Origin of the sequence: Marinobacter sp. DSM 26671 (genome assembly GCF_900112835.1) — a bacterium.
Taxonomy (GTDB): Bacteria; Pseudomonadota; Gammaproteobacteria; order Pseudomonadales; family Oleiphilaceae; genus Marinobacter; species Marinobacter flavimaris.
Window position 1 is genome coordinate 36,324 of sequence record NZ_FONF01000027.1, and the last position, 11,494, is coordinate 47,817.

Below are 11,494 nucleotides of genomic sequence, written 5' to 3' on the forward strand. Positions count from 1 at the left end.
AAAAATTCGCGGCTAGTCTAGCGTTTTGTATGCGTGTGCGGAAAGGGTCTGTATGGCAAAACAGGAAAATGACAACGATCAGGATTACAAGGCCCGGGCAACGGCACTCAGGTTGCTTGCCAGGCGCGAGCACAGTCGCCTCGAGTTAAGCCTTAAACTCCGCCAAAGAAAGCTGCCGGGCGACATTATTAACGCTGTTCTGGATGATTACGAGAAAGAGGGTTGGCTAGACGATGATCGGTTTGCTGACGTCTACGCCCGCCAAAGAATGGACCTTGGTTACGGACCGCTACGGATTCTTGGCGAACTTCAGCAGCGCGGGGTCCACAAGACTCCGGAGTGTGTTGCCGAGATGGCGGAGGAGGATTGGTGTCAGCGAGCTATCGGTATCCGCGATAAGCGTTTCGGCCTGGCGGATCTGAGTGACGACTGGGACGAAAAAGTGCGGCAGGCGCGTTTTCTGAATCGTAGGGGCTTTTCCGCCAGTCAGGTGGAGCGCGCGCTCGAGGCTCGTAGCGAATAGCCGGCGGAAGTCAGATTCTTCAAAGGGTTGGCGGTATCATGCCCAGTTCTGCGGGCAGGCCGGCCCTGAGCTTTCCGTCCGTTTGCAGCTCGCCTGATCGGCCTTCCGGCGCCCGGCTTTCCTCCATCTGTACGATCTGTTCCTCTGCTTCGGTCGCCGGGATACCCGGCTGGTTGAGCCGGGCGAGTACATCGTAATAGCGCCGTATATTCTGGACGTAGATCACCGGTTCGTGGCCCCGGGCATAGCCAAAGCGGGTCTTGGTATACCATTCCTTCTCGGCCAGTAACGGCAGGAATTCCTTTACGTCCATCCACCGGTCAGGGTCTCGTCCCGCGCCTTCTGTAAGTCGTCGGGCGTCCTCCAGATGCCCGAAACCCACGTTGTAGGAGGCGAGGGCGAACCAGGTGCGGTCTGGCTCCGGGATTCGTTCCGGGATTTTTTCGTGCACGATCCGGAAATACTTGGCGCCGCCCTGAATGCTTTCTTCGGCGTCCAGGCGGTTATTGATGCCGATATGGCTGGCGGTGTTCCTGGTCAGCATCATCAGTCCACGGACCCCGGTGGGCGATACCGCATTGGGGCGCCAGTGGGACTCCTGGTAACCAATGGCTGCGAGCAGTCGCCAGTCCATGTTGAACTCGCGGGCATAGTCGCGAAACAGCGACTCGTATTTGGGCAACCGGTTCTCCACATGATGCATGAAGGTTCGGGCACCCACGTAATTCAGTCGATCAAGGTGGCCATAGAAGCGCTCGGAAATCTGGGCCAATGTTCCGTTGGTCTCGAGACTTTCCAGGAACTGGCGGGCCGCTTTTGCCAGGGAATCATCCTGCGCTGACGGGAAAAACCAGGCCAGTTCACCGGGTTCTCCAAGGGTAAAGGCCTCCTTCACCATCGGGTAGAATACGTGGTTAAGGTCGAGCTCGTTGGAGGAAACCATTGCGTAGGGGAATTCGCCGCTTTCAACGCGGGACAGAACGCCCGCGGCGTCCAGTCCGGGATGCACCTCCCATTCAAGCTCTGCGTTTTCCCGGCGGGCTTCATTCAGGCGGTGCTCGTGGTTGCTGTCGGATACCACGTGCACCGTTTTCCCGATCAGGTCTTGCAATGATTCGGGCCGCTCGACATCACGGTTATAAACCAGGATCGACTGGGCGGTGATGCCGGTCGCTACGGTGCGATACTGATTGGCAGTATGGGGTTGTCTGGAAAGCCCGAGCATCCCGAAGTGGGCGTAGTTCTTTTTCAGAACGGACAGGATTTCTGTGTTGTTATCGGCAACGCGGACCCGGAGCTTTACGCCCAGTTCCTCGGCGAACAGTTTTGCCAGTTCGTAATCATAGCCGGTGGGGCCGTCTTCACTTTCCACATAGATAGACGGCGCCGTCCGGGTAATCACATGCAGCACCCCCTCATCACGGATTTCCTGGAGAGTGCTGGGCTGTGAGCATCCGATCAGTATCAGGGCAGTGCCGAGGAAGAAAACAATCCCGGCGGATGCGCTTTTGAAAGCAGCAAATATCTTTGGCAAGTCCATGGACTCCGTCACGGCTGGATCATCTGGTTGTAGCGTCGCTCAAAGCCACGCAACCTTGTCTATCCTGAGCGTGGAATTCCTTTCCACAGATTCAATGATCCTTGGTGTCGGAGGCCTGGTCAATAAAGCTGGTTAATTAATGTGCAAAACAATGTTAATTGTACGGCCCGGGATTAACGCCTCAAGCGCTGTATCCTGACCCCGCTTTCGAGTATCATGTCGGCCTTTCAAATTGCACCCAGACTTCCCCGTTTCGCGCGATACAGGTTGATATCATGCTTGAACTTCGCGGCGCTCCCGCGCTCTCGCCATTCCGCTCCCGCAAATTGCATTCCCGAATTCAGGATATCGTGCCTGAAATCGAGCATGTTTATGCTGAGTTCATGCACTTTGTTGACCTGGAGGCAGACCTCTCGGACGCGGAGCAAGCTATTCTGGATCGGCTCCTCACCTATGGCCCGAGTGTGCCGGTGGAAGAGCCTGACGGCGTGCTTTTTCTGGTTGTGCCTCGCCCCGGCACGCTCTCGCCCTGGTCCAGCAAGGCAACGGACATCGCCCGAAACTGTGGCCTGCGGCAGATACATCGGATTGAGCGGGGCACGGCCTATTACATTCGTTCGGGGCGCAAGCTTGGCCTGGAACAACGCGAGAAAATCGCAGCGCTTCTGCATGACCGCATGACCCAGAAAGTATTTCATGAGATGGGCGGCGCAGAGCTGTTGTTCAGCCATGAAGAGCCTCGGCTCCTGGGAAGGGTGCCAGTTCTCGCCGGTGGTCGCGATGCCCTGGTGGAAGCCAACTCGCGCCTGGGGCTGGCGCTTGCCGAAGATGAAATTGACTACCTGGTTAAGTCCTTCACGGATCTTGAGCGGGATCCGACCGACGTGGAACTCATGATGTTCGCCCAGGCGAACTCCGAGCATTGTCGCCACAAGATATTCAACGCGTCCTGGGATATTGACGGCGAGGGTCAGGAAAAATCCCTGTTCGCCATGATCCGGAATACCTTCGAAATGAACAGCGAGGGCGTGCTATCCGCCTACAAGGACAATGCCTCGGTTATTCGGGGTAGTCGTGGTGGCCGCTTCTTCCCGGACCCCGAGACGGGTGTCTACGGATATAACGAAGAAGACATCCATATTCTGATGAAGGTGGAAACGCACAACCACCCGACGGCGATTGCTCCTGCCGCCGGCGCCGCCACGGGCTCCGGCGGCGAAATTCGCGACGAAGGTGCTACCGGCCGGGGTTCCAAGCCCAAAGCGGGTCTGACTGGTTTCACAGTCTCAAACCTGAATCTGCCGGACGATCCCCAGCCATGGGAAATCAACTACGGCAAACCTGAACGCATCGCTTCACCGCTCGACATCATGATTGAAGGGCCTATTGGTGGCGCGGCATTCAATAACGAATTCGGACGTCCCAACCTGGCGGGCTACTTCCGGACCTTTGAGGAAAAAGTGCCCGGAGCCGCCGGCGAAGAAGTCCGCGGTTACCACAAGCCGATCATGATTGCCGGTGGTCTTGGCAACATTCGTGAGGAGCATGTTGAAAAGGGCAATATCCCGGTGGGCGCGAAACTCATCGTGTTGGGTGGGCCCTCCATGCTGATCGGTCTGGGCGGTGGTGCGGCTTCGTCCATGGACTCGGGCTCCAGTAACGAAAATCTGGACTTTGCGTCAGTACAGCGGGACAACCCCGAGATGGAGCGTCGGTGTCAGGAAGTTATCGACCGCTGCTGGCAGATGGGCGACAGGAACCCTATTGCGTTCATCCATGATGTGGGCGCCGGTGGTCTGTCCAACGCTATGCCTGAGCTTGTCAAAGATGGCGGTCGCGGCGGTAAATTCGAGCTTCGCGACATTCCCAGTGACGAGCCGGGAATGTCTCCGCTGGAAATCTGGTGTAACGAATCCCAGGAACGATATGTGATGGCAGTGGCTCCGGAAAACCTGGAGCAATTTGACGCCCTGTGCCGCCGCGAGCGCTGCCCCTATGCCGTGATAGGCGAGGCGACAGAAGCTCATCATCTGGAATTGGGCGATTCCTACTTCGACGACAAGCCGGTTGATCTGCCGATGGAAGTGCTGTTCGGCAAACCGCCGCGCATGCATCGGAGTGTCAGCCGCGCTTCCTTTACGAAGCCCATTTTCGACTCCACCAAAATCGATCTGGATGATGCCATTCGCCGCGTTCTGCGTCTGCCGTCTGTTGGCTCCAAGAGCTTTTTGATCACCATTGGTGACCGGACCATTACCGGCCTGGTTGCCCGGGATCAGATGGTTGGGCCCTGGCAGGTTCCGGTGGCTGATGTGGCTGTGACGGCCACCTCCTTCGATGTTCGCACCGGTGAAGCAATGGCCATTGGCGAGCGCACGCCGGTCGCCACGATCGATGCGCCCGCGTCCGGTCGCATGGCCGTCGGTGAAGTGATTACCAATATGGCGGCAGCGCCGATCGGCAAGTTGGCCGATATCCGGCTCTCTGCAAACTGGATGGCCGCTGCTGGCCACCCGGGTGAAGATGAGAATCTCTACGAGACCGTTCGCGCCGTAGGCATGGAATTGTGCCCGGAGCTTGGAATCACGATCCCCGTGGGCAAGGACTCCATGTCCATGAAGACCATGTGGGAAGAAGACAGCGGCGAACAGAAAAGCGTGACTGCACCGCTTTCATTGATTGTCAGTGGTTTTGCACCGGTTATTGATGTTGCAAGGACGCTGACTCCCCAGCTGGTCAAGGATGCTGGCGAGACAGATCTGATCCTCGTGGATCTTGCTGCTGGCCAGAACCGCCTCGGGGGCTCCGCTCTGGCTCAGGTTTACCGTCAGGTCGGTGCAGTTGCACCGGATCTGGATGACCCGGAGGACATCAAGGCTTTCTTTGCGGTTATTCAGGGTCTGAACAGCGACGGTAAGCTCCTGGCCTATCACGATCGTTCAGACGGCGGCCTGTTCGTCACCCTTGCTGAAATGTGTTTCGCCGGCCACTGTGGGGTTGATATCAAGCTGGATGGCCTCGCCGAGGATCGCAGTCAGTTTGCCCGGGAACTTTTTAATGAAGAGCTGGGTGCCGTCATCCAGGTACGCAGGGAAGACACCGGTTTTGTCCTGCAGCAGTTCTCTGCCGCGGGTCTTGGGGATTACATCAGTGTTATCGGTAGCCCGAATGATACTGACAACCTTCGCCTGACCTTCGAAGGTAGCACTGTGGTGGATGAATCCCGGGTGGAGCTCCAGCGCCTGTGGTCCGAGACCAGTTACCGTGTTCAGTCGCTCCGGGATAACGCCGATTGCGCTCGTGAAGAATTCGATAACCTGCTTGACGCAGAGGATCCCGGTCTCCACGCCGAACTCTCTTACGACATCAACGACGACGTGGCTGCCCCTTATATCAACAAGGGAGCCCGTCCAAAAGTTGCGGTTCTGCGGGAGCAGGGTGTCAATGGTCAGGTTGAGATGGCAGCCGCATTCGACCGTGCCGGCTTCGATTCTGTCGACGTGCATATGAGCGATCTGCTCTCCGGCCGGGTTACGCTGGAAGGCTTTAACAGCCTGGTTGCCTGTGGCGGTTTCTCCTACGGTGACGTTCTGGGCGCTGGCGAGGGCTGGGCCAAGTCGATTCTGTTCAGCGATCGCGTCAGGGACCAGTTTGCGGCGTTCTTTAATCGCCAGGACACGCTGGCGCTGGGTGTGTGCAATGGCTGCCAGATGCTCTCCAATCTTCACGAACTGATTCCGGGAAGTGAGGGCTGGCCACGTTTCGTACGCAACCAGTCCGAGCAGTTTGAGGCGCGCCTGGTTATGGCTGAGGTGATGCCGTCACCGTCGGCGTTCATGGATGGCATGGCCGGTTCCCGTATGCCGATTGCCGTTGCTCACGGCGAGGGCAGGGTTGAGTTTGCCAGCGGCACCTCGGCAGAAGCTCTCTCCGAGAACGAGTTGGTGGCGCTGCGCTATGTGGATAATCGGGGGCAGGCGACCGTACGCTATCCCTACAACCCGAATGGATCCGAAGCCGGTATTACTGGTGTGACGACGCGCGATGGCAGGGTCACCATCATGATGCCGCATCCCGAGCGAGTGTTCAGGGCTGTCCAGCATTCCTGGCGCCCCTCAGAATGGCAGGAAGATGGTTCCTGGATTCGCATGTTCCGAAATGCGAGACGCTGGTTCGGCTGATTTTCCGTTCCAGTGACAAGCCGGTTTTGGGTGCGCTCAACATGAGTGTTTATTCCAAAGCCGGCTTTTTTGTTTTGCGCCCTTTTTTTGGGCGTTTTTCAAGGGAAAAAATCGGCAAAAATGGCAAAAATCCCCTTGACTCAGTATTTTTATGCACATTGCTGGTGCCTCCCTGTTTGTTCTGTGCACAAAGAGCGGGAATTTGGTTCAACTTTTGCTCAAAAGTCATAACCAATTGAAAAATATAGAATAAATGAATCAGGTGATTTTGTCGCCAATTTAACGGAAGTGCAGTGATTACGGGGTTTGAGGGCGTGTTCCCAAAAACTTTCCCCAGAGTTATCCACAGATTCTGTGGGTAAGTATCTAAGCTATTAATCTGTACAAAAAATATCCGACCTGAAGGAGGTTTTTCGATGTACAAGATGTGTTATTTCGTTCCGGAGACTCACGTCGAAAAAACCAAACAGGCATTGTTCGATGCCGGCGCCGGTCGAATCGGTGATTACGATTCCTGTGCCTGGCAATGTCTTGGAAGAGGGCAGTTTCGTCCGCTTGAAGGAAGCGATCCGTTTCTCGGTCATGCCGGGGAGATTGAAGCGGTGGATGAATACAAGGTTGAGCTGGTTTGCGCCGACGAGCTGATAAAGGATGCTCTCGCGGCACTCAAGCAGGCCCACCCATACGAGGAGCCCGCTTACGAAATCTATCGAATGGAGGAATTGTAGTCGCCCGCGCTACTTGCGGTCTTTCGCCATGGGGTGGCGGATATCACTCACGTGAACCCCGAAGGATTCGCGGCTGTAGTCAGACAGGAAAAGTTCCAGGGTTCGCTTGACGGTCGGGAACGAGATTTCTTCCCAGGGAATCTCGTCCAGGCCGAACAGTCTGGATTCGAGGGACTCCTCACCTGCACCAAACTGACCGTCTTTCAGTGTGGCCCGGTAGAACATGTGAACCTGATTGATGTGCGGGACGTCGATGATGGAATAGAGGCCTTCAATGTTAACCTCTGCAAGCGCCTCTTCCATCGTTTCCCGCTCCGCGGCCTCGATGGTGGTTTCGGCGTTCTCCATGAAACCCGCAGGCAGCGTCCAGTAACCATAGCGAGGTTCGATAGCGCGGCGACACAGCAGTATCTGGCCCTCCCACACGGGCACCGTGCCGGCGACAATGCGTGGGTTCTGGTAATGTATGGTATCGCAGCTGACACAGACATAGCGGTGACGGTTATCGCCTTCGGGGATGCGTTGTTCAACCGGATGGCCGCATGTGCTGCAGTACTTCATGATTTTCCCCGTATACTTAAATTGGTTTGGTAGTCAGTTTAACGATCCCGGCTGCCTCTGTCTCATCCAACCTCCGGATGTACCGTGGAGATGAACATTGCGTGATTTACTTGCCGAGCGCCTGGCCGGCTATGCACCGCGCCAGTTGGCCCTGGATTATCCTGAGGCAGGCATACTGGTTCCGGTAACCGACGATCTGAAAAACCCGGAGATGATCTTTACGCTCAGGTCCGAGAATCTGAGCACCCATCGCGGGCAGGTCGCCTATCCCGGCGGCAAAAGGGATTCGGAAGATCCGTCTCTGGCAGCAACGGCGTTACGTGAAACCCATGAAGAGATCGGATTGCCGCCGGATCAAGTACAACTAATTGCGCCGCTCAGTCAGGTGATGTCCCGCTACGGAATTCTAGTTACACCTTACGTTGGTGTGATTCCCGGAGATCATCCTTTGGAGCCAAACCCCCATGAAATCGAAAGTGTATTCCGCGTGCCTCTATCGTTTTTTCTGGAAGACAGGCGGGAGCGCACAGATGCTCTGGATTTCCTGAACCATACGTTTTACGTACCCTGCTACCGTTGGGAACGCTACGAGATCTGGGGCCTGTCGGCAGTGGTTCTGGTTGACTTCCTGAACGCTGTGTACGATGCCGGAATCGATCTGCTTGAACCGCCTGAAGGAGGCTGAGAATGTTTTACCAGTTGAATGACCGAACGCCGGAACTGGAAGGTGAGGGTCACTTTGTGGCCGAGAACGCGTCGGTGATAGGCCGTGTCCGGCTGATGGATAAGGCCAGCGTCTGGTTCAATGCCGTTCTACGTGGTGACAACGAGTGGATCACCATTGGGCCTGAAACAAATGTTCAGGACGGTTCGGTACTGCATACAGACCCGGGTATGCCTCTTACTCTGGGTAAGGGTGTAACGGTTGGTCACAAGGTAATGCTCCATGGGTGCGAGATTGGTGATTACTCTTTAATTGGCATAAATGCTGTGGTTCTGAACGGAGCAAAGATTGGCAAGCACTGCCTGATTGGCGCCAATGCTCTCATTCCCGAAGGAATGGAGGTGCCTGACGGCTCCATGGTTGTCGGTTCGCCGGGCAAGATCAAGCGGGAGCTCAACGATAGCCAGAAGAAGATGCTGGAAATGAGTGCGCAGCACTATGTTCAGAATGCTGCCCGCTACGCCGATGAGCTCAAGCCCTGCGAGCCGAAAAAATGAGTGTTGCTGACAAGGTTCGATCGCCCTGCGTAAGCATCTGCGCGCTTGATGAAAATGACATCTGTGTGGGCTGCCATCGAAGTGGGGATGAGATCACCCTCTGGACCAGGATGGATGACGACGAACGGCGCGAGGTGCTCCGGAAAGTGGCGGAGCGCGAAAAAGGTTCCCTGATTCACGGCTAACATAGGTGTTGGTAAATCATGACTGACTCAGTTCGAATTGGTACTCCCCTTAAAGGTAATGCCTTCAGGGTTTTGTTTTGTGGATCCGGTGAGCTTGGCAAGGAAGTTGTCATTGAACTTCAGCGCTATGGCGTCGAAGTGATCGCTGTCGACAGATATGCGGATGCGCCTGCCATGCAGGTGGCGCATCGGAGCCATGTCATCGACATGCTGGACGGCGCCAGCCTGCGCAGTGTTATCGAACAGGAAAAGCCGGATCTGATTGTTCCGGAGATTGAAGCGATTGCCACGCCGGAGTTGGTAAAGCTCGAAGAGGAAGGCTATCGCGTCATCCCCACCGCCAGAGCGGTGAACCTCACCATGAACCGTGAAGGAATCCGGAGGCTCGCGGCTGAAGAGCTCGGGCTGCCTACCTCACCCTACCGCTTTGCGGGTACCCGGGAAGAATACCTTGCCGCCGTGAACGAAATAGGCCTGCCACTTGTGGTAAAGCCGGTCATGAGCTCGTCGGGCAAGGGGCAGAGTACCGTCAAGACCGAGGATGATATTGAAGCGGCCTGGGAATATGCCCAGTCTGGCGGGCGTGCCGGTAAGGGAAGGGTGATTGTCGAAGGCTTTGTGGACTTTGACTATGAGATTACCCTGCTCACCGTCAAGCACCGTGATGGCGTATCTTTTTGTGAGCCCATCGGGCACAGGCAGGAAGATGGAGACTATCGGGAATCCTGGCAACCACAGCCAATGGCCCCGCTGGCCTACGAGCGTTCGGCCGAAGTTGCCCGCGCTGTGGTCGAAAACCTCGGTGGCTATGGCATCTACGGTGTGGAGCTGTTTGTTAAGGAAGACAATGTCTGGTTCTCCGAGGTTTCGCCGCGTCCGCACGATACTGGCCTGGTTACGTTGGTCTCACAGGACCTGTCCGAATTTGCTCTGCATGCCCGAGCCATTCTGGGTTTGCCCATTCCCGCGATACGGCAGACTGGTCCCTCGGCATCAGCCGTGATTCTTCCTGAGGGCGATTCGGCGTCCGTATCGTATTCCGGTCTTGAGACAGCGCTTTCCGAGCCGGATACTCAATTGCGTTTGTTCGGCAAGCCCGAGTTGAAGGGGCGCCGTCGAATGGGCGTTGCCCTGGCGAAGGGCGCAACGGTGGATGAAGCGCGCAAGAAAGCTCGCGACTCGGCAAATTCGATTACCGTTGAACTGTGAGGTTCACCCAGGCCTGGCTCTGATCAGCCAGGCTTATGAAGGTTTGATGACGATTTCCGAAAAAATTCGGAACGAACCGTTGACACCTTCAGGCAGGTCTGTAGAATGCGCATCTCTTTCGAGGGGAGCACCGCTGAGGCGGCTGAGGAATCGAAAGATAACTGTTTGAAAGCACTGAAGAAAACGAGTTTCAAAATTCTTCAGAAAGCAGTTGACAGGCAAGCGATTCACTGTAGAATGCGCGCCTCGAAACAAGCAGTAAGCCGGGTCATTTTTCGGCGCTTTCCGGAGACGGAAAACATCGAAAATAAACGGTTGACAAGGCGGCGCTACGATGTAGAATACGCGGCCTTGATTGAGCAACAGCTCAAGCGCTCTTTAAAAAGTTGACCAAGTAATTCGTGTGGGCGCTGGCCGAGGTATTTCGGATATGAAATATCAGGACAGTGACTCGTCGAAATTGAGTTTTGTCTTGAGCAAGAATAGAGAATCTTCGGATTCTTGTATGATTTAAACTGAAGAGTTTGATCATGGCTCAGATTGAACGCTGGCGGCAGGCTTAACACATGCAAGTCGAGCGGAAACGATGGGAGCTTGCTCCCAGGCGTCGAGCGGCGGACGGGTGAGTAATGCATAGGAATTTGCCCAGTAGTGGGGGATAGCCCGGGGAAACCCGGATTAATACCGCGTACGCCCTTCGGGGGAAAGCAGGGGATCTTCGGACCTTGCGCTATTGGATGTGCCTATGTCGGATTAGCTAGTTGGTGGGGTAAAGGCCTACCAAGGCGACGATCCGTAGCTGGTCTGAGAGGATGATCAGCCACATCGGGACTGAGACACGGCCCGAACTCCTACGGGAGGCAGCAGTGGGGAATATTGGACAATGGGGGCAACCCTGATCCAGCCATGCCGCGTGTGTGAAGAAGGCTTTCGGGTTGTAAAGCACTTTCAGTGAGGAGGAAAACCCTACGACTAATACTCGTAAGGCTTGACGTTACTCACAGAAGAAGCACCGGCTAACTCCGTGCCAGCAGCCGCGGTAATACGGAGGGTGCAAGCGTTAATCGGAATTACTGGGCGTAAAGCGCGCGTAGGTGGTTTGATAAGCGAGATGTGAAAGCCCCGGGCTTAACCTGGGAACGGCATTTCGAACTGTCAGGCTAGAGTATGGTAGAGGGTAGTGGAATTTCCTGTGTAGCGGTGAAATGCGTAGATATAGGAAGGAACACCAGTGGCGAAGGCGGCTACCTGGACCAATACTGACACTGAGGTGCGAAAGCGTGGGGAGCAAACAGGATTAGATACCCTGGTAGTCCACGCCGTAAACGATGTCTACTAGCCGTTGG

General features: G+C 55.7%; 10 protein-coding genes and 1 rRNA gene. 9 read left to right on the forward strand and 2 right to left on the reverse strand.

Annotated elements, in window-relative coordinates:
• The first annotated feature begins 52 nt into the window (after positions 1-52).
• On the forward strand, positions 53-523 hold the full coding sequence (locus BM035_RS19960; RefSeq protein ID WP_053114891.1) for a regulatory protein RecX: 471 nt from the start codon (positions 53-55) through the stop codon (positions 521-523).
• A 19-nt stretch (positions 524-542) separates the two neighbouring features.
• On the opposite strand, the gene mltF is transcribed toward BM035_RS19960, so the two are convergent.
• Positions 543-2,063 (reverse strand): membrane-bound lytic murein transglycosylase MltF, encoded by a 1,521-nt coding sequence (gene mltF, locus BM035_RS19965; RefSeq protein ID WP_053114892.1) that lies wholly within the window; start codon positions 2,061-2,063, stop codon positions 543-545.
• A gap of 275 nt (positions 2,064-2,338) precedes the next feature.
• On the opposite strand from mltF, the gene purL reads away from it, so the two are divergent.
• The gene (purL, locus tag BM035_RS19970; protein ID WP_053114893.1) at positions 2,339-6,244 is read left to right on the forward strand and encodes a phosphoribosylformylglycinamidine synthase; all 3,906 of its coding nucleotides are present in this window, start codon (positions 2,339-2,341) and stop codon (positions 6,242-6,244) included.
• Positions 6,245-6,660: 416 nt separating this feature from the next.
• Positions 6,661-6,972, forward strand: a complete 312-nt coding sequence (locus BM035_RS19975) for a Nif3-like dinuclear metal center hexameric protein (protein WP_053114894.1) — start codon at positions 6,661-6,663, stop codon at positions 6,970-6,972.
• A 9-nt stretch (positions 6,973-6,981) separates the two neighbouring features.
• On the opposite strand, the gene BM035_RS19980 is transcribed toward BM035_RS19975, so the two are convergent.
• Positions 6,982-7,533 (reverse strand): NUDIX hydrolase, encoded by a 552-nt coding sequence (locus BM035_RS19980; protein WP_008171471.1) that lies wholly within the window; start codon positions 7,531-7,533, stop codon positions 6,982-6,984.
• 97 nt (positions 7,534-7,630) lie between these two features.
• Between BM035_RS19980 and BM035_RS19985 the strand changes: the two genes are divergently transcribed.
• The 6 genes from BM035_RS19985 to BM035_RS20010 all read left to right on the forward strand — a co-directional run.
• Positions 7,631-8,218 (forward strand): NUDIX hydrolase, encoded by a 588-nt coding sequence (locus BM035_RS19985; RefSeq protein ID WP_008171474.1) that lies wholly within the window; start codon positions 7,631-7,633, stop codon positions 8,216-8,218.
• Positions 8,219-8,220: 2 nt separating this feature from the next.
• Positions 8,221-8,754, forward strand: coding sequence for a gamma carbonic anhydrase family protein (locus BM035_RS19990; protein ID WP_008171478.1), 534 nt, complete (start codon positions 8,221-8,223; stop codon positions 8,752-8,754).
• A complete protein-coding gene (locus BM035_RS19995) occupies positions 8,751-8,939 on the forward strand; it encodes a DUF1289 domain-containing protein (protein ID WP_008171481.1) in 189 nt (62 codons plus the stop codon). Before BM035_RS19990 ends, BM035_RS19995 begins: the two co-directional genes overlap by 4 nt.
• An 18-nt stretch (positions 8,940-8,957) precedes the next feature.
• Positions 8,958-10,148 carry a formate-dependent phosphoribosylglycinamide formyltransferase gene (purT, locus tag BM035_RS20000; RefSeq protein WP_008171482.1) on the forward strand — a complete coding sequence of 397 codons (1,191 nt, stop codon included), beginning with the start codon at positions 8,958-8,960 and terminating at the stop codon, positions 10,146-10,148.
• Positions 10,149-10,253: 105 nt separating this feature from the next.
• Complete coding sequence (locus BM035_RS20005) at positions 10,254-10,538, forward strand: hypothetical protein (RefSeq protein WP_053114896.1); 285 nt, start codon at positions 10,254-10,256, stop codon at positions 10,536-10,538.
• 122 nt (positions 10,539-10,660) lie between these two features.
• A 16S ribosomal RNA gene (locus BM035_RS20010) occupies positions 10,661-11,494 on the forward strand; the annotation flags it as partial.

What these genes read in the sequence shown, in the direction of transcription:
- BM035_RS19960 (WP_053114891.1), top strand. Translation starts at nt 53, where the DNA reads ATGGCAAAACAGGAAAATGACAACGATCAGGATTACAAGGCCCGGGCA.
- mltF (WP_053114892.1), bottom strand. Translation starts at nt 2,063, where the DNA reads ATGGACTTGCCAAAGATATTTGCTGCTTTCAAAAGCGCATCCGCCGGG.
- purL (WP_053114893.1), top strand. Translation starts at nt 2,339, where the DNA reads ATGCTTGAACTTCGCGGCGCTCCCGCGCTCTCGCCATTCCGCTCCCGC.
- BM035_RS19975 (WP_053114894.1), top strand. Translation starts at nt 6,661, where the DNA reads ATGTACAAGATGTGTTATTTCGTTCCGGAGACTCACGTCGAAAAAACC.
- BM035_RS19980 (WP_008171471.1), bottom strand. Translation starts at nt 7,533, where the DNA reads ATGAAGTACTGCAGCACATGCGGCCATCCGGTTGAACAACGCATCCCC.
- BM035_RS19990 (WP_008171478.1), top strand. Translation starts at nt 8,221, where the DNA reads ATGTTTTACCAGTTGAATGACCGAACGCCGGAACTGGAAGGTGAGGGT.
- BM035_RS19995 (WP_008171481.1), top strand. Translation starts at nt 8,751, where the DNA reads ATGAGTGTTGCTGACAAGGTTCGATCGCCCTGCGTAAGCATCTGCGCG.
- purT (WP_008171482.1), top strand. Translation starts at nt 8,958, where the DNA reads ATGACTGACTCAGTTCGAATTGGTACTCCCCTTAAAGGTAATGCCTTC.
- BM035_RS20005 (WP_053114896.1), top strand. Translation starts at nt 10,254, where the DNA reads ATGCGCATCTCTTTCGAGGGGAGCACCGCTGAGGCGGCTGAGGAATCG.